The following is a 20,143-nucleotide window of genomic DNA, read 5'->3' on the forward strand; positions in this document are numbered from 1 at the left end:
TTCCGATCAGACGGAGGCGTCTGATCGATCCGAATTCGCTCAAGACAAAGAACGCTGGAGGCTTTTTCGATCCGTTCTGATCGGAAATGCCTCCAGAGCATGATGCGGACTGGTGGATACCGCTTGCCCGCGAAAAATCATGCGGCATGAAAAGATAGGGCGCGATGCGTTTTATCCTGAACGCACCGCGCTCAAAAAATGGCGGGCGCCCTGTGCGCCTGCCTCCCCGGATGGGGATGCCGCCAGGCCTGCGCATGCAGCAGTTTCCGATACCCTGAAAGCCAGAATTTGAATCGACGCGTTCTCCATCACGCGAACTGAAGTCCACTTCGCTGGAAACGCTTCGGAGAAAGGCGACGTCTTATGCAGCTTGGAATGATCGGGCTCGGCCGCATGGGCGGCAATATCGTCCGCCGGCTCATGCAACACGGCCATCAGGCCGTCGTCCATGACCGCGCCGAAGCGGCGGTGGCGACGCTGGCTGGCGAAGGCGCCGTCGGCGCCAGCTCCCTCGCCGATCTGGTGCAGAAATTGCAGGCGCCGCGCGCCGTCTGGGTGATGCTGCCGGCCGGCGCCGCCACGGAAGACACGGTGATGCAGCTCGGCGACCTGCTGTCGCCTGGCGACATCGTCATCGACGGCGGCAACAGCTTCTGGCGCGATGACATCCGCCGCGCCGGGGCGCTGCGCGAAAAAGGCGTGCACTACGTGGACGTGGGCACCAGCGGCGGCGTCTGGGGCCTGGAGCGCGGCTATTGCATGATGATCGGCGGCGACAGGGAGGCGGTTGACCGGCTCGACCCGATCTTCGCCGCCCTCGCTCCTGGCCTCGGCGACATTCCGCGCACGCCAGGCCGCGACGGCCGCGACCCGCGCGTCGAGCAGGGCTATCTGCACGCCGGCCCCAACGGCGCCGGACATTTCGTCAAGATGATCCACAACGGCATCGAATACGGCATGATGCAGGCCTACGCCGAAGGCTTTGACATCCTGAAATCCGCCGACGCGCCAGTCCGGCCGGACAACGAGCGCTTCAGCTTCGATCTCGCCGACATCGCCGAGGTCTGGCGCCGGGGCAGCGTCGTCAGCTCCTGGCTGCTTGACCTGACCGCCGACGCCCTGGCAAGCGACGGCAAGCTCGAAGGCTTCTCGGGCTATGTGGACGATTCTGGCGAGGGCCGCTGGACCATCCAGGCGGCGATTGAACAGGCGACCCCGGCCGAAGTGCTGACCGCGGCGCTCTACACCCGCTTCCGCTCCCGCCAGGAGCACACCTTCGCCGAGAAGATGCTCTCGGCCATGCGCAAGGGCTTCGGCGGCCATGTCGAAGCGCCGGGCAAGCCCAGCGCCTCCGACAACGCCGCCGTGTCGCGCGACCAGGGAGACAGCGCATGAACGCTGATCCCGCCGAGCAGGCCCATCCCGATCCCTGCTGTTTCGTCATTTTTGGCGCATCCGGCGACCTGACCCGCCGCCTGCTGCTGCCGGCGCTCTACAATCTGGCCGCGACGGACCTGATGCCGGAGCGCTTCGCCCTCGTCGGCGTGGCGCGCGGCGAGGACACCGACGACAATTTCCGCGCGACGCTGGAAGAGGCGCTGCGGCAGTTCTCCACCCGGCCGCTCACCCGCAAGACCGTGGCCCGGGTGCTGAAGAACGTCAGCTATGTCCAGGCCGATCCGGAGCAGGAAGGCAGCTTCGACCGCCTCAATTCCCATATCGAAAAGGTCGAAGCGGAGATTGGCACCGGCGGCAACCGCATTTTCTATCTGGCGACGCCGCCCTCCGGCTTCGCGCCGATCGTCACGGCGCTGGGGCAGAGCGGCCTGGTGGCCCAAACCCGCGACGCCTGGCGGCGGGTGATCGTCGAGAAGCCGTTCGGCACGGATCTCACCTCGGCCCGCAAGCTGAACGAATCGCTTCTGGAAACCCTCCAGGAGGACCAGATTTTCCGCATGGACCATTATCTCGGCAAGGAGACGGTCCAGAACATCATGATCCTGCGCTTCGCCAACGGCCTGTTCGAGCCGCTGTGGAACCGCAATCACATCGACCATGTGCAGATCACCGTGGCGGAAACCGTCGACGTCGGCCGGCGCGGCAAGTTCTACGACGCCACCGGGGCGCTGCGCGACATGGTGCCCAACCACATGTTCCAGCTGCTGTCGCTGGTGGCGATGGAGGCGCCGGCCCGTTTCGACGCGCCGGCGGTGCGCGCCGCCAAGTCGGAGGTGTTGCAGGCGATCAGCCAGTACACGCCCGCCGAAGCGCTGAAGAACTCGGTGCGCGCCGCCTATGAGGGCGGCGTGGTGCGCGGCCAGAAGGTCACCGCCTATCGCGAAACGCCGGATGTCCCGCCCGATAGCGCCACCGAGACCTATGTGGCGATGAAGCTGATGGTCGACACCTGGCGCTGGGCCGGCGTGCCGTTCTACCTGCGCACGGGCAAGGCGCTGGGCGTGCGCAAGTCCGAGGTGGCGATCAAGTTCAAGGAAGCGCCGTTCAGCATGTTCCGCAACACGCCGGTCGACCGCCTCGCCCAGAACTTCCTCGTGCTTGGCATCCAGCCCGACGAAACCATCAAGCTGCATTTCAACGCCAAGGTGCCGGGGCCGGAACTGGAGATCGGCGGCGTCGACATGACGTTCCGCTATGACGATTTCTTCGACGCCTCGCCCACCACCGGCTACGAAACGCTGATCTATGACTGCATGGCCGGCGACGGCATGCTGTTCCAGCGCGCCGACGCGGTGGAGGCTGGCTGGGCGGCGGTGGAGCCGTTCCAGAAGGCCTGGGCGAAAGCCAACGCCCAGAAGGCTGGAGCCAAAGAAGGCGGCAAGGATAGCGGCAAGGATGGCGCCAGGGACGGCGGCAAGGATCTGGCGACCTACCCCGCCGGCACCGATGGGCCGGAGGAAGCCGACAAACTCATCGCGCGGGACGGACGCGCCTGGCGCCCGCTGCTGTAGTTTTTCGCCTGATGCACATCCGGCCCCGCCGCTTTGCCAAACTGTCAAAATGGCGAAGCCGGCGCGGTTTATGAGGTTCCCGCGACCGGCGAAAGCTGGCCGCGACCTGTTTCAGCTCCTGATGGGGCCGACCGGAGACCCCGCATGCCTGTCGTGAAAACCACCGTCGTCGCCAACGCCGACGCCCTCAGCCATACCGCCGCGCGCTGGCTGGAAAATGCGCTGACCCTGGCGGAGGCCCGGCGCGGACCGGATCACCAGTTGCGCGTCTGCCTGTCGGGCGGCTCGACGCCGAAGCGTCTCTACGAATTGCTGGCGACGCCGCATTGGGTCGAACGCCTGCCGTGGGACCGCATCGCCTGGTATTTTGGCGACGACCGCTTCACGCCGCACGACCACCCGGACAGCAACGCCCACATGGCCGACGCCGCCATGTTCGCCCATGCGCCGGACACTGACGTCAACGTCATTCCCTATGGCCCGGATATCGAACTCTGCGCCCGGGCTTACGATTCCCTGCTGCGGGCGGCCCATGCCGCCGACGCGGGCGCGCCATTGTTCGACGCGGTGATCTGCGGCGTTGGCCTCGACGGGCATACGGCGTCGCTGTTTCCAGGCAAGCCGGCCCTGACGGTGGACGACCGGCTGGCGGTCGCCGTGCCCGAAGCGGGCCAGGAACCCTTCGTGCCGCGCATCAGCCTCACCTTCCGGGCCCTCAATGACAGCCGCGCCACGGCGTTTCTCGCCGCCGGCGCCGACAAGCGGGATATCCTGACGCGGATTTTCGCCGGCGAGGACCTGCCGGCCGGCCACATCACGGCGCAAGACAGCCTGACCTGGCTGCTGGACGAGGCGGCGGCCCCCCCGTCCCTGCCGCGCTCCGGCCCCGCCGCCTGACCCGCGCGATGGCGGCGGCGCCCTTCTCCACCCGGCCCGTGACGGCCATCGTCGTCATGGGCATTTCCGGCGCCGGCAAGACGACCATCGGCAAGGCGCTGGCGCAAAGGCTGGGCGTGGATTTCGTCGACGCCGACGATTTGCACCCGCCAGCCAATGTCGCCCGCATGCGCGCCGGCCTGCCGCTCACCGACGCCGACCGCGCGCCATGGCTGGCGCGGGTGCGCCAGGTCATCGACGACGCCCGGCGCGCGCGTCTCCAGGTGGTGATAGCCTGCTCGGCGCTGAAACATTGTTATCGACAGGCGATCAGCGGCGACGCCGCCGACGTGCGCATCGTCTGGCTAACCGGCGCGCCGGAGCTGATCCGCCGCCGCATGCAGTCGCGCGAGGGCCATTTCATGACGGCCGCCATGCTCGACAGCCAGCTGGCGACGCTGGAGCCGCCGGCGCCCGATGAGCGCATCACCGGGGTGGATGTGGACGCGACGCCTCCGGCAATTGTGGAGGGCATCATCGCCGCCCTGTTCCCGACGGAACGCTGATTGACGCCGTTTCCGGACAATATGGATCGGCAACGCTCCAGGTTTTCCCGTTTGCGCGCGTTTTGACCGGCCGGCGCTTCCGTCTGGCCGCAAGACGCCCCAGGGAGGCAAAACGCCCAGGGAGACATGACATGACAAATGACAGCCAGCGCCGCGCAGCGCCCGGCCAGTTGAAGTGGGTGGTGTCGGATGTGGACGGCACCATCGTCAACCGGGACAAGGAGGTGACGGAGGCCAGCCGCGATGCGGCGCGGCGCCTGCGCGCCGCCGGCATCGGCCTCACCATCGCCAGCAGCCGGCCGCCCTGGGGCATGAGGCATGTGGCCGAAGCGCTGCAGATCGACGGCCCGATCGCCGGCTTCAACGGCGCCGTGGTGGTCGACAGGGCCGGAAAGGCGCTGCGCGAAACCCGCATTCCGGCGGAGGCGGCGCGCGCCGCGCTGGAGCTGCTGGAGGCAGAGAAGATCAGCGCCTGGCTGTTCACCGACAGCCAGTGGCTGGTTCTGGATCCGGACGGTCCGCATGTGGCCCATGAGCAGCGGACCATCAGATCAGATCCCGCGGTGGTGGCGGACTTCGCCCCCTGGGCGGCCCAGGGCTGCAAGATCGTCGGGGCCAGCGACGATTACGATCACCTCGCCGACGTCGCCCGCCGCATGGGCGCGTTGCTTGGAACCAGCGCCAACAGCGGCCTGTCGCAGAAATACTATCTGGACGTGACGCCGCCCGGCGTCGACAAGGGCTCGGCCGTCGCCTTCGTCAGCGAAGCTTTCGCCATCCCCGCCGCCGCCATCGCCGTCATCGGCGACATGGACAATGACGTGGCCATGTTCCGCAAGGCTGGCTTCGCCATCGCCATGGGCAACGGCTCGCCAGCGGCCCTGGCCGCCGCCGACATGGTCACCCGCAGCAACAATGAGGACGGTTTCGCCGCCGCCATCGAGGCCCTGCTGGATGGCCGGACCAGCGTGTGACGCCCTGTTCCATTCCCGCGAAGCTGGCGTCGCTTCGCGGGAGGACAATGCGCCAGCCCAGATAACCGGGCGCCAGATGACGGGGTGAATGGGCCTTAACCCAGCCGCATCTTGCCGGCGTAGGGCAGCGAGCTGGACAGGCCGCCATCGACCGGGAAGGCCTGGCCGTTGACATAAGAGGCGTCGTCGCTGGCGAGGAACAGCGCCATCGCCGCGATCTCATGCGGCTGGCCGGGGCGACGCAGCGGGTTGAGCTGGCCGATCTTGTCCTCGGTGCCGCGCTCCTTCGCGCCATCGAAGATCGGCCTGGTCATGCCGGTTTCGATCAGGCCGGGGCAAATGGCGTTGACGCGCACGCCGGTGCCATACAGGGACGCCGCTGAAGTCTGCACCAGGGAAATCACGCCGGCCTTCGAGGCGCTGTAAGGATTGCCGCCGGCATTGGCGCGCAGGCCAGCCACCGAGGCGGTGCAGATGATCGAGCCGGCGCCCTCCTTCACCATGTGCGGCGCGCCATGCTTGATGGCGAGGAACGGGCCGATCAGATTGACCCGCAACACCTCCTGCCAGTGCTCCACCGTCTGCTCGAACAGCGGCACAAGCCCGCCGCTGATGCCGGCGTTGGCGAACAGCACGTCGAGGCCGCCGAGGTGGCTGACGGCCTTGCCGATGAAATCGGTCACCTCCTGCTCCGAGCCGCCGTCGGCGGACAGCGCCAGCATCTCGAAACCGTCCTTGCGGGCCAGCTCCGCCGTCTCGTTTACCCCGGCGGGGTTGCGATCCACCGCGACCACCCGCGCGCCCTCGCTGGCGAACAGGCGGGCGCTGGCCCGGCCGATGCCGCTGCCGGCGCCGGTGACAATGGCGCGTTTGCCCTCAAGACGTCCCATGAAGTTTCTCCCTGTCGTTGTGCTGTTTTTCACGGCCAGCGCCCGGAGCCCCGCTCCACGCGGCGGCCGCATCGCGCATGAAACCCGCGCGGCGTCAAAATAGTTATTACATTTTATCGCCGACGCACGCCCGACTTTCAGACCAGCCAGACAGTCCATGCGCGCGCCATCGGCCAGCCGCGCCAGCAAGCGCCCCACCGCACGGCGGATTTTTATGGCGGCGCGTTATTCACATTTGATGTTGTGATTTATATATTTCCCCTTACACGGACGCTAAAATATGTTAGCCCGACGTATCCCATGGAGGAACAGTCGCCATGCATCAGGCTTCGCAGCATTTCACCTCACTCGGCCGCCGGCTGGCCGGCTTTCTCCGGTTCGGAGCTGCGGCCGGGCGCGGCGTGGCCATCGCAGCGGCGCTGACGCCGGTGATGCTGGCCTCGGCCCAGGCTGAGACGCCGGTGCGCATTGGCTACATCCCGATCATCGGCGCCGCGCCGGTCGTTGTCGCCGACAAGGAAGGCTGGCTGAAGGCCGACGGCCTCAAGCCGACCTTCACCGTGTTCGAATCCGGCCCGAACATGATCCAGGCCCTCGCCTCCGGCACCATCGACGTCTATGTCGCCGGCATCGCGCCGCTGGCCGTCGCCCGCTCCAAGGGCATCGACGTCAAGGTCGTGGCCGCCACCGCCATCGAGGAAATGACCGTGATGGCCGGGCCGCAGCTGGCCCCATATTTTGAGGGCGGCAAGCCGGCGGCGGAAGCCTTCAGGGCATTCCGCGCCAAGGAAGGCAAGCCGGCCCGCCTGGCCACCCAGCCGCCTGGCTCGGTGCCGGACACCACCCTGCGTCACTGGCTTGACCGGGTGAACAAGGTCGACAAGGCGGATTACCAGATCGTGCCCATGGGCATCGACGCCACCCAGCAGGCGTTGCTGGCCGGCGCCGTCGATGGCGCCACCGTGCGCGAGCCCGCCGACTCGATCATCGCCGCCCGCAATCCGGCCATCAAGATCGTGGCGCTTGGCGGCGACATGTTCCCCACCCAGCCTGGCACGGTCATCGCTGTTTCCGGCGCCTTCCTGAAGGCGCATCCGGAAGCGGTGCAGTCGCTGGTCAACGCCAGCGTGCGGGCGATCAAGTTCATCAAGGACGATCCGGCCAAGGCCTCGCCCCACATTGGCCAGGTGCTCGGCAAGGGCCTGATCCCGGACGCTGTCGTGCAGAAGGCGCTGGCCTCCCCGGCCACGAAGCTGGAGGCTGATCCGAAGATCATCATTGAGCCGACGGCGAAGATGCAGGCCTATCAGGTGGAGCTTGGCACGGTGCCGGACGCCGCGCCCCTCGACGGCCTGTTCGACCCCTCCTTCTATGAGAAGGCAAAAGCTGGCAAATAACATCGGGAGGCGTGGCGGCCAGCCTTGAGGCCGCCGCGCCCCGGAGGCCCGGTCTGCTCACAGCCCGGGCATATCCCGCCAGCTGGTCCGGCGCGGACACAGGTCCGGCCACGCGGACCCGGAGTGATATCGTTGAAAAATTCCAGGCCATACATCCTCGGCCTCGCCGGGCTGGTCGCCTTTCTGGGGCTGTGGGAGCTCGCGCCGCGCCTTGGCCTCATCAACCCCATGCTGCTGCCGGCGCCCAGCGCCATTCCGGCGGCGCTGCGCGGCGAGATCGCCTCCGGCATGTGGCAGGAGGCCATGGCCAGCTCCATCGGGCACTATCTGATGGGTCTTGTCATCGGCTCCGCCTGCGGCGTGGCGCTCGGCGTGCTCACCGGCATGTTCCGCGTCGCCGAGGAGTCGGTGGCCTGGGTTGTGCGACTGCTGCGGCCGATCCCGGGCCTCGCCTGGGTGCCGTTCGCCATCATCTGGTTCGGCGTCAACGCCCCGGCGGCGATCTTCATCATCGCCATGGGCGTGTTCTGGATCGTCTATTTCGCCACCTTCGGCGCCGTGCGCTCGGTGGATCGCGACCTGCTGGAAGTGGCCGACGCCTTCGGCTTCCGCTCCGCGTGGTCGCGCCTCGTCAAAATCATCCTTCCAGCCGCCATTCCCGGCATTTTCGTTGGCCTGCGCACGGCGCTCGGCCAGGCGTGGATGGCCGTGGTCGCGGCGGAAATCTTCGGCGTCTTTGGCCTCGGCCAGCGCATGATGCAGGCCTCCAGCCTGCTCGCCACCGATATCGTCGTCGTCTACATGCTGACCATGGCCGTGCTCTACGGCCTGATCGACACCGGCTTCATGCGTCTCCAGAACTGGCTGCTGCGATGGAAACCATAATCGACATCCGCGGCCTCGGCCTGACCTTCGAGCAGGACGGCCGCAAGACCGAGGTGCTGCGCGGCCTTGACCTCAAGGTGCGCCGGGGCGAGTTCGTCGCCATCGTCGGCCCTTCCGGCGTCGGCAAATCGACCCTGCTGCGCGTCATGATCGGCCTTGCCAAAGCCAGCAGCGGCGCGGTGACGCTCAACACCCGGCCCGGCCCGGTTCCGGCGGCGCTGGTGTTCCAGGACGCGCGGCTGCTGCCATGGCGCAAGGTGGTCAACAATGTCGCCTTCGGCCTGGAGCACCCGGGCATTTCGCGGGCCGAGCGGCGCAAACGCGCCCATGAGGCGCTGGAATTCGTCGGCCTCGACAATCTGGCGGAACGCTGGCCCCACCAGCTTTCCGGCGGCCAGCGCCAGCGCGTCGCCCTCGCCCGGGCGCTGGCGGCCGGGTCCGACATCCTGCTGATGGACGAACCGTTCTCCGCGCTCGACGCCATCACCCGTGAGAATTTGCAGAATGAACTGCTGCGGGTGTGGCAGGCGACCGAACGCACCATCCTGTTCGTCACCCACGACATGGATGAGGCGGTCTATCTGGCTGACCGGGTTATCGCCATTGTTGGCGCGCCTGGTGAAGTCCGCTCCTCGATCGAGGTCACGGCGCCCCGCCCGCGGCGTCGCAGCGATCCGGAACTGCAGGCGATCATTCGCCGGCTGCGCGCCGACCTGGCGGCGGATTCCGCAGCGTTGTGAACTGGACGGGCGCAACAGCGACGGGTCGCTGTATGCCCCTGAGGGACAAGGAAAGACAGCATGTCCGAAGGCCGTAAAATTTCCGACGCCGCCCTTTCCCGCCGCCAGGCGCTGGGCGCCCTGGCCGGCGCCGCCGCCCTGCCGTTCGCCCTCGGCGGCGCCCGCGCCGCCGCGCCGGTTCCGGTGCGCGTCGGCTATGTGCCGGTGATCGGCGCTTCCGCCTTTTACGTGCTCGACAAGGCCGGCTGGGCCAAAGACGCCGGCCTCGCCATCACCACCACCAAATTCGATTCCGGCCCCGCCGCCATTTCGGCCCTCGCCTCCGGCACGCTTGACGTGCTGGCGATTGGCGTCGCGCCGGTCGCCGTCGCCTTCGCGCGCGGCATCGACGTGCGCATCATCGCCGCCGGCGGCATCGGCGGCTCGCTGTTCCTGGCTGGCGGCCCGCTGGCAAAGGCGTTTGGCGAGGCCCAGAACAGTCCAGCCCAGGCCTTCGCCGCTTTCCGCAAGGCCAGCGGCAAGCCGGCCCGCATTGGCGCGCTGCCGCCCGGCGCCGTGCCAACCACGGCCTTCCGCTACTGGCTGAAGCAGAACCGGGTCGACCCTGCCGACCTCGAGATTGTCACCATGGGCATCGAGGCGACGCAGCAGGCGCTGCTGGCGGGCGCCATCGACGGCGGCCAGGTGCTGGAGCCGGCGGCGACCATCGTGCAGCAGCGCATTCCGGCGGCGCGGGTCATCGCCACGGCGCCGCAGATGTTTCCCAACGCGCCGGGCGTGGTCTACGCCGCCACCGGCGCCTTCATGCGCGCCCAGCCGGAGGCGGTCGATGCGTTCATGAAGCTGGCGATCCGCGCCACGGAACTGGTGCGCGACCGGCCGGCCGAAGCCGCGCCTTTTGTGCAGCAGGCCCTTGGCTCCGGCCTGGTGAGCGTCGCCGTGCTGGAAAAGGCCCTCGCCTCCCCGGCCGTGTCCTTCGTCATCGACCCGCGCGGCATCGTGCCGACCACACGCCAGATGCTCGATTTCCAGGTTGAACTCGGCGACTTCAAGAGCGCGCCGAAAACCGACGGCCTGTTCGATTTCGGCCCATGGGAGCGCATCCAGGGCGGCGCCGGGAAAAAGTAAGGGCGGCCCGGACGGCTCCAGCGCGTCAGCAGGCGCGAATGCGGAGCGGCGCCCCAGCATGGCGGCGTCGCCCCGCCGGGCAATATCCGCTTCAGAGTGAGCGGATTTTTGCCCCAGGCGTCAGCGCATCACCTCCGGAACCGGCGCCGGAGCCGGCGCGGCCCCCAGCGAGCACAGCGTCTGCTCCCAGAAGTTCTTGATCTTGTAGCAGCGTGAAATGCATTGGGCGTCGCTGCCGCCGCTGATCACGCAGGCCTGGGCGCCAGCCCAGGAAACAGAGGCAAAACCAAGCGCAAGCACGAGCGTCGTCGCGCGCATCAGCTTCTTCATGTGTCTCTCCGCAAATATCGCTGGGGGTCCGCACCGCCAGGCGGGTGGGCGGCGCGCCCGCGTCTGTTCAGGCCGCGCCTTTTTGGGGGATGGGGAAACGAATTCCGTCGTTCAGCGCGCCGGGGCGTCTTCAGCAGGCGGCGTGGCGCCGATGATGCAGGTCGTATGCCGCCAGCCAGGCTCGATCGTGCTGCACGCTTCATCGCAATCGCCGGACATGCCGGAAAGGGCGCAGGCGCGCGCCGGGGCGACGCCGGCGACAACACAGAACCCCACAAGCGTCAAAGACATAATATTCAGAAACTTCATGCTGACCTCATGTATTCATAAAATACATTTATAAGAAATATCTTCGATTTCTTATGTCATTACGGTTGCGCCCGAAACAAATTCCTGACCATTGCCGGATTTGGACTGCGCGCTTTCGTCCTGGCTCACCGTATGGGAGGGCCGCCAGTCAGGGCCATGCCGGCGCTGTCCGCCCGCGGGTGCTTGCGAAAATCTGGACCACCAGAAAATCCGTTTGCCGACGACCTGGAATGCGTTATCTGGACGAGATGCGAAAATGGCTTTCGCAGTTTCAGCGAAACCACTGACCAGGCCCGCCGCGCGACGAAGAGGGGACACCATGGCGCTCGAACCCGAAACCTTCAGGCAACTGCTTGATACTGTTGAGCGTTTCGTTCGCGAGCGCCTCATCCCCAATGAAGAGCGCGTCGCGGAAACCGACGAAATCCCGGAAGACATCCTCGCCGAGATGCGCGACCTCGGCCTTTATGGCCTGTCGGCGCCGGAGGAATTCGGCGGCCTTGGCCTCACGATGGCCGAGGAAGCCGAGGTGGTTTACCTGCTCGGCCACGCCTCGCCGGCCTTCCGCTCGGCCATCGGCACCAATGTCGGCATTGGCTCGCAGGGCATCGTGCTCGATGGCACTGAAGAGCAGAAGAAGGAATGGCTGCCGAAGATCGCCAGCGGCGAAGTCGTGGCTTCCTTCGCCCTCACCGAGCCGGAAGCCGGTTCGGACTCCGCCTCGGTGCGCACCGTCGCCCGCAAGGATGGCGACCATTACGTCGTCAACGGCGCCAAGCGCTTCATCACCAATGCGGCGCGCGCCGGCATGTTCACGCTGATGGCCCGCACCGGCGGCCCCGGCGCCGGCGGCATCTCGGCCTTCATCGTTCCCGCTGACCTTCCCGGCATCAAGATCGGCAAGTCCGAGAAAAAGATGGGCCAGCAGGGCGCCCATATCCATGACGTGATCTTCGAGGACTGCCGCGTTCCGGCCGCCAACATCATCGGCGGCAAGGAAGGCCAGGGCTTCAAGACCGCCATGAAAACCCTCGAGAAGGGCCGCCTGCACATCGCCGCCCTGTGCTGTGGCGTCGCCGACCGCCTGATCGCCGAGAGCGTCAAATACGCCTCCGAGCGCAAGCAGTTCGGCCAGGCCATCGGCGAATTCCAGCTCATCCAGGCCATGCTGGCCGACAGCAAGGCGGAAGCCTACGCCGCCCTTTGCATGGTGCGCGACGCCGCGAGGAAGCGCGACGCTGGTGAGCCGGTGGCCACCGAGGCCTCGTGCTGCAAGCTGTTCGCCTCGGAGATGGTCGGCCGCGTCGCCGATCGCGCCGTGCAGATTCACGGCGGCTCCGGCTACATCCGTGACTACGCGGTGGAGCGCTTCTATCGCGACGTCCGCATCTTCCGCCTCTATGAGGGCACCAGCCAGGTGCAGCAGCTCATCATTGCCCGGAACCTGCTGAAGGAAGCGGCCAGCGCCTGATCCGCGCATCGCCAGCGTCAAGCGTTTCAGCCGGGCCATCCGCGAGGATGACCCGGCTTTTCTTTGCCGGCGCGCCGCGCCTCCGCGCAACCTTCGCATTTGTTATAACAAAATATATTGCTGGCGGCTGCTTTGCCCGCCTATCCTGCCTGTCGAGACGACGAATCCGGCTCTCCGGATCAAAGAGCGTCCATCCAGGAGGAAAGAGATGAACAAGGATCCGTTCGCCACGCCGTCCCGCCGCGACCTGCTGCGCCTCGGCGGGCTGGCAGCCGCAGGAGGCGTCGCCGCCGCCGCCGGTCTCGGCGGCCTGGCCGCCCCGGCCCTCGCCAAAAAGGGCCATTACGACACTGGCGCCGATGACCGGGAGGTCCGGATTGGCCAGACCATTCCTTTCAGTGGCCCGGCCTCCTACATAGGCGTCTCCGGCCGCGTCCAGCTCGCCTATTTCGACCGGCTCAACAAGAATGGCGGCGTGGGGGGCCGGCAGGTGCAGCTGATCGCGCTGGATGATGCCTACAGCCCGCCCAAAACTGTGGAAGCGACGCGACGGCTCATCGAGAGCGATCACGTGCTGGCCACCTTTGGCTCCATCGGCACCGCCTGCCAGGCGGCCGTGCAGCGCTACATGAACAGCCGCAAGATTCCGCAATTGATGATCGGCACCGGCGCCGCCCGCTTCAACAACCCGAAAGAGTTCCCCTGGACCACGCCGGGCAGCGCCCTGTATTCAACCGAGGCGCGGGTGCTGGCGCGCCATCTGCTGGCCACCAAACCCGACGCCAGGATCGCCATTCTCCACCAGGTGGACGAGTTGGGGCGAGACTATCTGACCGCCTTCAAGGAAGAACTGGGCGACAAGGCGAAAACCATGATCGTGGCTGAAACCAGCTATGAGGTCGCCGACCCCACCGCCGACTCCCAGGTGCTGAAGCTGGCGAGCACCAACGCCAACGTTTTTCTCAATCTCACCGTCGGAAAATTCGTCTCGCAGTCGTTGCGCAAGGTGCAGGAGAGCGGGTGGAAGCCGGATCAGTACCTGCTCAGCGGCTCCGCCACCATCTCGCTGCTGAAGCCCGCGGGCAAGGGCAGCGAAGGCGCGCTGGCCCTGCGTTCGGTGCGCAGCATTTCCAGCCCGCGCTGGAAGAACGATCCGGCCGTGATCGACTATTTCAGCCTGCTGGACGCCCAATTGCCCAATCTGGACAGGACCGACAACCTCGGTTTCGCCGGTTATTCCATGGCCAATGTGCTGCACCAGATACTTGAGCGCTGCGGCGACAATCTTACCCGCGAGAACCTGCTGAAGGTCGCGACCAACCTCACCGACATGACCGCGCCCATCAACCTGCCTGGCGTCAATTTCAGCACGACGCCGCAGGACTACGCGCCGCTCAAGAATTACGAGCTGTCGCGCTATGAGAATGACGACTGGACGGGCATCAAGGTCCTGTCCTGATGACAAAAGCCGGAGCGCCGGGGCAGCCGGCGCTCCATCGCGGCCCTGGAGCATGATGCGCTCAGGTTGGACCGCATGACGCCTCAACTCATTGGCATCGCATGATTTTTCGCGAACAGGCGGCATCTGGCTGTTCGCATCATGCTCTCAGGGCGCTGCGGCGACCGCCCCGTCCGGCTGCGCCGCCAGATCAGCCAGCGGCGCGTCAGTCAACGCCGAACGCCGCGCCGCCAGATCGCGGCGCAGCGCGCCGGCGGCTTCGAAGAACTGTTCCTGAACCCCGGCGACGAACGGATTGCGCAGGGCGATGGCGTCAAACACCGCCGGATTGTCGTGCCGCACCATGTCGACCGCCTGCATCAGCAGCGCGTAGCTGCGGGTGGCCATGCGGGTCGGGCGTTGATCAATCGCCGTCACCAGCCGCGCCACCATATGGGTGACGCCCTGCACCATGGCCATTTCGCGGTCATGGTCTTCCGGGCTGGCGAATTGGGTTTCCAGGCTGAAGCCGGCCTTCAGCAGCGCGGCGAGGCGGAACACCCTGCGCCCGCGCGCCGGACAGACCACCAGCCGCAGCCCGGCCAGCCCGTCGGCGGCGCTTTGCGGCCCGAACAGCGGATGCAGGCCGGCGATCTCCACATGCGCCGGCAGATTGGCCAGCATGTCGGCCACCGGCTGCGCCTTCACCGAACCCACGTCGACAACGAGGGTCCCCGGGCGCAACCAAGGGGCGATTTGCCGGCAGATCGCCGCCGTCTCCGCCACCGGCGCGGCCAGCACCACCAGCGGACATGATGCGGCTTCCGCCAGGGTGGCCGGTGACAACTGGCGAGACGCCGGCGAATAGCCGCCGACCGCCTCCGGCGCCGCGTCATAGGCAAGCAGGCGCACGCCCGCTGGCGCATGACGCGCGATCAGGCGGCCAAAGGCGCCGAAGCCGATAAGGCCAATCCGCGAAAAATCTCCCCATGTCGCCCGCATGCTGCCGGCGCATCGGTGGGCGGCGGCTACGGCCTCAGGAGATTTCTGGTGGGGAACAAGACGGTCTGGCGCGAACATAACAAAGCCCTTGTGCGGGCTGCGCGCCGGAAAGCTGGAAAGGAATGGATCAACCGCCGGCGTCGCAGCGGTTGAACATGATCATGCAGCCGCCGTTATGGGAACGGCGTATAATAGCGCGTGAAGCTGATGGCGGAGCGCAGAAGGCCCCGTGCGATCGTGCATGACATGGCCGGTCAGATACGCCTCCCGCCGGCGAAAGTCAAACCGGAAGGGAAGACCCGCAAACCGGAAGGGAAGGACCTGCAGGGCGCCGCCCCGAAAACGTCCCACCCTGGACAGGCGCGGAATCGCGCGCCCGTCCGGAGGCGCGGCGTGCGAAAAGACGACGCCAGCCAGGCTCCACACGCCCCCCATCTCCCCGTCATGCCCACGCGCGTCGCGGACGCCCACGCTTTTGTCCTTCCGGCGCCGACAACGCGCCGCAACAGCCGCGCCCCGTGGATGGCCGGATCCGGTCCGGCCATGACGGATGATGGCGACGGCCGGGGCGGCGACTGACCGCAGCCCCTGGTCAGCGCTGCTCCATGCCGGGCAGATCCAGTCCGGCGGGGCGGCCGTCGTCCTCGATATCGACGTCGAAATTCTCCAGGAAGCGGCTGACCATCATGTAGAAGCCGATGGAGAACACCAGGTGCTGGGTGTGCTTCGGCCCCAGCTTCTCCAGCACCGGATTGAAGGTGGCGTCGGAAGCGCGGACATTGCGCACGATGTCGTCGGTCAGACGCATCACCTGCTTTTCCAGCTCATTGAAGGCCGCCGCGTCCGGCCCCTCGTGGATGGCCTGGATCTTCTCTTCTGACATGCCGTAGCTGCGGCAGATGGCTTCGTGCTGGTAAACCTCATAGGAGGCCTTGCTCAGCACGCCGACCCGGACGATGGCGATCTCGCGCAGCACCGGATCGAGATCGGAGTGGATCAGCAACTGGTTGCCAAACTTGACGAATTGCCCCATCAGCCGGCCGGAATGGCCCATCATCCGGAACAGGTTCAGCTCCGGCAATTTGGCGTAAATCTTCTCGACTTCCGCATCGGCGTCGGCGCGATTGAAATAGGGAATGCGGGCCATGTTTCCTCCAGCAGCGCGTTATCGCGCCTGATCTGTCCAGATATGCCGGAGGGCGCGGCGCGGCGCCAGAGGTTGCCCCGCCGCCCTGCCATGTCCTGTCCGCGAAGCCTCAGGGGCTCACCCCTCCCCGTCGCCGTCGACGTCTGGCGGATAGCGATGGGTCTGGCCCGAGGGATCCCTCACCAGCGAACCGCCGGCGCGGCGCGGATCATCGCAAATATAGTTCGGCCCGATCGGCGACTTGCCGAAGCCGCCGGGAATATCCAGCACATAGGTTGGCTGGGCGACGCCGGAGAGACGGCCCCGCAGATCGCGCAGCAGGGCCTGGCCTTCGGCGATGGTTGTGCGCAGCCCGCTTGTGCCGGGGGCCAGGTCGCCCTGATGCAGATAATACGGCTTGACCCGGTTCTCGACGCAGGCGCGCAGCAGCGCCTCCAGCGCCGGCGCATTGTCGTTGACGCCGCGCAGCAGCACGCTCTGCGACAAGAGCGGCACGCCGCCATCCGCCAGCAGGGCCAGCGCCGCCTGCCCCGCCAGCGTGAATTCGCGGGCGTGATTGACGTGCAGCACCACCCACGCCGCCTTGCGGGCGCCGCGCAGGGTCTGGACCAGTTCGGGCGTGATCCGCTCCGGCGCCACCAGCGGCACCCGCGAATGGAAGCGCACGACGCGCACATGGTCGATGGCCGCCAGCCGCCGCATCACCCCGGCCAGCCGTCGCGGGCTGAGGATCAGGGGATCGCCGCCGCTGATCACCACTTCCCAGATCTCCGGGCAGCCGGCGATATAAGCGAATGCGGCGTCCAGTTCCTGCGGCGTCAGCATGGCCTCGCCGCCCTGCCCGACCATTTCGCGGCGGAAGCAGAAGCGGCAGTAGACCGGGCAGACCGAGGCCAGCTTGAGCAGCGCCCGATCCCTGTAGCGATGCACCAGGCCGGGCGTCGGGCTATGAACGTCGTCGCCGATTGGATCGGCCCGCTCTTCAGCCAAAGTGGTCAGTTCACCGGGGCGGGGAATGAACTGCAGCGCCATGGGATCATCCGGCGCATGGGGCGGAATGAGGTCCGCCATGGCCGGCGTCACCGCCACCGCGTAGCGCGCCGCCACCTGCTCCAGCTCCGCGCGCGCTCCCTCGCCAGCCAGTCCGGCCGCGACCAGTTCATCAACGCGGGTCAGGCTCTTGCGCATGGTTATGGGTCCTGCGCCACCGGCGTCCAGATCACGTCATCGACGCGTTCGGCGCCCGTCGCCAGCATCACCAGCCGGTCGAGCCCCAGGGCGACGCCGCTGGCCTCCGGCATGTGCGGCAGCGCCGCCAGAAAGTCCTCATCGAGCGGATAACGCTCGCCATAGACGCGCGCCTTCTCGTCCATGTCCGCCTCAAAGCGACGGCGCTGCTCATCCGCGTCGGTGAGTTCGCCAAAGCCGTTGGCCAGTTCAACGCCACAGGCATACAGCTCAAAGCGCTCGGCGAAACGCGGATCGTCGGCCCGGCGCCGGGCCAACGCCGCCTCGCTGGCCGGATAGTCGCACAGCAGCGTCGCCCGCCCCTGCCCCAGATGCGGTTCGACGCGTTCTGACAACACGCGTGAGAACACATCCGACCAGCTGTCGTCCGCCGCGGTGCGCACGCCAATGGCTTCTGCGGCGGCGCGAAAGCCGGCGGTCAGGGCGACGTCCGCCGCCGCGCCGGCTGCGGGAAGCAGCGCGGCGAGATCAAGCCCGGCGTGGCGGCCAAACGCTTCCACCAGGGTCAGACGCTCCGGCGGCAGCTTCGGGTCGGCGCTGCGACCACGAAACCGCCAGACGCCGTCTTCCGGCCCGCAACCGGCGGCCCGGGCCGTGGCGGCGGCGATGGTCAGCAGCCGGGCGCAGTCGCTCATCAGCGCCGCCGGCGGCTCGCCCGCGCGATACCATTCGACCATGGTGAACTCGGGATGATGCAGCGGGCTGGTTTCACGGGCCCGGAACACGTGGGCGAAGGCATAAATCTGCTCCTCCCCCGCCGACAGCAGCTTCTTCATGGCGAATTCGGGCGAGGTGTGCAGATACAACGGCGGCTGCGGGCCGCTGGCCCCGTCGCTCACCTGAAAGCCGTGCAGATGCGTCTCGTTGCCCGGCGATGCCTGCAATGCGTTGGGATCGACCTCGATGAAGCCCTGATCGTCGAAATACCGCCGCATGGCGGCAATGATCTGGCCGCGCGCCAGCAGGCGCGGGCGGCGGGCGGCGTGACGGCCCGGCAGCCGCCAGGCGGTTTCGCGGCTCATCGCACACGGCTCCGGCGTCTCGCCATCCGGCGCAAAACAATGTACAGGCTTTTCATTCGCATCGATAACCCTGTGTTGCCCGTGCTCCGGAGGCAGGTTTCGCCTGGTGTTTACATCACCGGCGCGCTTCTGTCCCGCTTGCACCCCCGGCCGCCGTCAGGCCCGGGCCGCGCCGGCACGGAGTTTTCGCGACCAGGTCCGCAGGGCGCATGCCCGGGCGGCGACGTCCCGGACGCCGTCCAGGATGCATCGCCAGCCCCATGCGTCCGCCAGCTTCCAGACGTCATGGCCGCAATCGCGGCTGCATGGCGGCAATGTCATACGAGGTCACACGTGAGGGTCATCGCCAGTTCCGTCCGCAAGGGCAACGTCCTTGAGGTTGAGGGTCAGCTCTATACCGTCATTTCCGCCGAGAGCTTCTTCCCCGGCAAGGGCACGCCGACGACGCAGATCGACATGCGCCGCATTTCCGACGGCGTGAAGACCAGCCAGCGCTACAAGACCACCGAGCAGGTGGAGCGCGCCTTCGTTGAGGATCGCGATCACAGCTACCTCTACCAGGAAGGCGATCGCTACATTTTCATGAACCAGGAAAACTACGACCAGGTGGAAGTGCCGTCCGACGTGATCGGCGACCAGGCCATCTACCTGATCGAGAGCATGATCGTGCAGCTGTCCATGTTCGACGGCAACGCCGTCGCCATCACCCTGCCGCAGCGCGTGGTGCTGGAAGTGGTCGAGACCGAGCCGACCACCAAGGGCCAGACCGCCTCGTCGTCCTACAAGCCGGCCATCCTCTCCAACGGCGCCCGCACCACCGTGCCGCCGCACATCGAAACCGGCACGAAGATCGTCGTCATGACCAGCGATGGCTCGTATGTGGAGCGCGCCAAGGGCTGAGGCATCGTTGAGGCGTCGCCGGGACGCTGGCTGGGGCGACGGCGCCCCGGCGTCGGGGGCTCCGGCCGCCGGTCAAACAGCGTGACAGATATGGCGGAGCCGATCCGCGCATTCAGGGGCCTGCGGGCCCCTTTTTGCTGGGCGCTGCCAGCGCATTGCCGGAAAATGCCCGCCCAGGCCCGCATCCGGCGCGCCCCGCCGCCGGGCCTCATCCACCGCCTTCCAGCATTCCCGCCGCGCCATGGCCGGAGCTGTTCCCGCCATCAACGCCGCGCAGCCGCAGCAACGGCCTGGCGGCGCCCGCGCGGCATGGATGCGGATGCCCGGCTCAAGCCCGGGCATGACGAAGGGTGGACGGGGGAAAGCGGGCCGATCCTGACAAAAATCATTCAATTCAACCGGATAACGCATCTTCCGGAATCGCCTGCCCAACGGCTTCCCGACATCGGCTGGCCGGACATGCGTTTCGCCGCCCATCACCCGGCCGAAGCATCGAAGCCGCCTGAAATGCCGCCATGCGGCCGCCGTCTGTCGCGCGGACATCCAGACGGCAAATCGAATCTGTTTCCAGGAGCTTGCTGGCCAAAGCGGAATCAGAACGTCAGATGACAACAAAAACCGCCGCCCCCAGACAAACTGGCGGAACAACAGAGCCTTAGCCCATCCAGCGGAATCATTTTGGCAGCAACGCGGGCCCGGCGCCGCGACCGGGCGATCGCACGCATGAATCAATCGGCAAACCCGCGGGCGCAACGCGATGAAATGACTCGCGCTTCCCCTCGCCCCTGAATCTCTGCCAGAACATCAACATCGTCGCTTCCGGCGCCTGATGCGTCTGGAGCGGCGCATCA

20 protein-coding genes are annotated in these 20,143 nt (G+C 67.0%); 13 read left to right on the top strand and 7 right to left on the bottom strand.

The window, feature by feature from the left end; genetic code table 11:
* The first annotated feature begins 363 nt into the window (after positions 1 to 363).
* From gnd to ACERNI_RS06340, 5 genes are all read left to right on the top strand, one after another.
* Positions 364 to 1,395, top strand: a complete 1,032-nt coding sequence (gene gnd, locus ACERNI_RS06320; protein WP_448832431.1) for a phosphogluconate dehydrogenase (NAD(+)-dependent, decarboxylating) — start codon at positions 364 to 366, stop codon at positions 1,393 to 1,395.
* Entirely contained in the window at positions 1,392 to 2,969 is a 1,578-nt protein-coding gene (gene zwf / locus ACERNI_RS06325) for a glucose-6-phosphate dehydrogenase (protein ID WP_448832432.1), read from the top strand. The genes gnd and zwf overlap by 4 nt, the downstream gene beginning before the upstream one ends.
* 144 nt (positions 2,970 to 3,113) lie before the next feature.
* Positions 3,114 to 3,866: a 6-phosphogluconolactonase gene (gene pgl / locus ACERNI_RS06330; RefSeq protein WP_448832433.1), complete on the top strand. Its 753-nt coding sequence runs from the start codon at positions 3,114 to 3,116 to the stop codon at positions 3,864 to 3,866.
* Between the two features lie 8 nt (positions 3,867 to 3,874).
* Positions 3,875 to 4,411 (top strand): gluconokinase, encoded by a 537-nt coding sequence (locus tag ACERNI_RS06335; RefSeq protein WP_448832434.1) that lies wholly within the window; start codon positions 3,875 to 3,877, stop codon positions 4,409 to 4,411.
* Between the two features lie 131 nt (positions 4,412 to 4,542).
* Positions 4,543 to 5,385, top strand: a complete 843-nt coding sequence (locus tag ACERNI_RS06340) for an HAD family hydrolase (protein ID WP_448832435.1) — start codon at positions 4,543 to 4,545, stop codon at positions 5,383 to 5,385.
* A gap of 95 nt (positions 5,386 to 5,480) precedes the next feature.
* Here the strand turns inward: ACERNI_RS06340 and ACERNI_RS06345 are convergent, their stop codons facing one another.
* Positions 5,481 to 6,275 (bottom strand): SDR family NAD(P)-dependent oxidoreductase, encoded by a 795-nt coding sequence (locus ACERNI_RS06345; protein WP_448832436.1) that lies wholly within the window; start codon positions 6,273 to 6,275, stop codon positions 5,481 to 5,483.
* Positions 6,276 to 6,592: 317 nt separating this feature from the next.
* Between ACERNI_RS06345 and ACERNI_RS06350 the strand changes: the two genes are divergently transcribed.
* The 4 genes from ACERNI_RS06350 (at position 6,593) to ACERNI_RS06365 (ending at position 10,425) form a co-directional block, all read left to right on the top strand.
* Positions 6,593 to 7,672 (top strand): ABC transporter substrate-binding protein, encoded by a 1,080-nt coding sequence (locus ACERNI_RS06350; RefSeq protein WP_448832437.1) that lies wholly within the window; start codon positions 6,593 to 6,595, stop codon positions 7,670 to 7,672.
* 132 nt (positions 7,673 to 7,804) lie between these two features.
* On the top strand, positions 7,805 to 8,557 hold the full coding sequence (locus ACERNI_RS06355) for an ABC transporter permease (RefSeq protein WP_448832438.1): 753 nt from the start codon (positions 7,805 to 7,807) through the stop codon (positions 8,555 to 8,557).
* On the top strand, positions 8,545 to 9,297 hold the full coding sequence (locus tag ACERNI_RS06360; protein WP_448832439.1) for an ABC transporter ATP-binding protein: 753 nt from the start codon (positions 8,545 to 8,547) through the stop codon (positions 9,295 to 9,297). The genes ACERNI_RS06355 and ACERNI_RS06360 overlap by 13 nt, the downstream gene beginning before the upstream one ends.
* Before the next feature lie 60 nt (positions 9,298 to 9,357).
* Positions 9,358 to 10,425 (top strand): ABC transporter substrate-binding protein, encoded by a 1,068-nt coding sequence (locus ACERNI_RS06365; protein ID WP_448832440.1) that lies wholly within the window; start codon positions 9,358 to 9,360, stop codon positions 10,423 to 10,425.
* A gap of 120 nt (positions 10,426 to 10,545) precedes the next feature.
* Here ACERNI_RS06365 and ACERNI_RS06370 read toward each other — a convergent pair whose 3' ends face one another.
* Both ACERNI_RS06370 and ACERNI_RS06375 read right to left on the bottom strand, forming a co-directional pair.
* Positions 10,546 to 10,755 (bottom strand): hypothetical protein, encoded by a 210-nt coding sequence (locus ACERNI_RS06370; protein WP_448832441.1) that lies wholly within the window; start codon positions 10,753 to 10,755, stop codon positions 10,546 to 10,548.
* Positions 10,756 to 10,866: 111 nt separating this feature from the next.
* Positions 10,867 to 11,064 carry a hypothetical protein gene (locus ACERNI_RS06375; RefSeq protein ID WP_448832442.1) on the bottom strand — a complete coding sequence of 66 codons (198 nt, stop codon included), beginning with the start codon at positions 11,062 to 11,064 and terminating at the stop codon, positions 10,867 to 10,869.
* Positions 11,065 to 11,383: 319 nt separating this feature from the next.
* Between ACERNI_RS06375 and ACERNI_RS06380 the strand changes: the two genes are divergently transcribed.
* Complete coding sequence (locus tag ACERNI_RS06380) at positions 11,384 to 12,535, top strand: acyl-CoA dehydrogenase family protein (protein WP_448832443.1); 1,152 nt, start codon at positions 11,384 to 11,386, stop codon at positions 12,533 to 12,535.
* A gap of 208 nt (positions 12,536 to 12,743) precedes the next feature.
* Positions 12,744 to 13,994, top strand: a complete 1,251-nt coding sequence (locus ACERNI_RS06385; RefSeq protein ID WP_448832444.1) for an ABC transporter substrate-binding protein — start codon at positions 12,744 to 12,746, stop codon at positions 13,992 to 13,994.
* Positions 13,995 to 14,141: 147 nt separating this feature from the next.
* Here the strand turns inward: ACERNI_RS06385 and ACERNI_RS06390 are convergent, their stop codons facing one another.
* The 4 genes from ACERNI_RS06390 to epmA form a co-directional block, all read right to left on the bottom strand.
* A complete protein-coding gene (locus tag ACERNI_RS06390; protein WP_448832445.1) occupies positions 14,142 to 14,975 on the bottom strand; it encodes a prephenate dehydrogenase/arogenate dehydrogenase family protein in 834 nt (277 codons plus the stop codon).
* Between the two features lie 592 nt (positions 14,976 to 15,567).
* Positions 15,568 to 16,122, bottom strand: a complete 555-nt coding sequence (locus tag ACERNI_RS06395) for a carboxymuconolactone decarboxylase family protein (RefSeq protein ID WP_448832446.1) — start codon at positions 16,120 to 16,122, stop codon at positions 15,568 to 15,570.
* Between the two features lie 117 nt (positions 16,123 to 16,239).
* A complete protein-coding gene (locus ACERNI_RS06400; protein ID WP_448832447.1) occupies positions 16,240 to 17,310 on the bottom strand; it encodes a lysine-2,3-aminomutase-like protein in 1,071 nt (356 codons plus the stop codon).
* A gap of 2 nt (positions 17,311 to 17,312) precedes the next feature.
* On the bottom strand, positions 17,313 to 18,392 hold the full coding sequence (gene epmA / locus ACERNI_RS06405; protein WP_448832448.1) for an EF-P lysine aminoacylase EpmA: 1,080 nt from the start codon (positions 18,390 to 18,392) through the stop codon (positions 17,313 to 17,315).
* A gap of 333 nt (positions 18,393 to 18,725) precedes the next feature.
* On the opposite strand from epmA, the gene efp reads away from it, so the two are divergent.
* Both efp and ACERNI_RS06415 read left to right on the top strand, forming a co-directional pair.
* Complete coding sequence (gene efp / locus ACERNI_RS06410; RefSeq protein ID WP_448832449.1) at positions 18,726 to 19,292, top strand: elongation factor P; 567 nt, start codon at positions 18,726 to 18,728, stop codon at positions 19,290 to 19,292.
* A gap of 309 nt (positions 19,293 to 19,601) precedes the next feature.
* Entirely contained in the window at positions 19,602 to 19,901 is a 300-nt protein-coding gene (locus tag ACERNI_RS06415) for a hypothetical protein (protein ID WP_448832450.1), read from the top strand.
* Positions 19,902 to 20,143: the final 242 nt, after the last annotated feature.

The sequence above is a fragment of the Camelimonas sp. ID_303_24 genome (genome assembly GCF_053543495.1).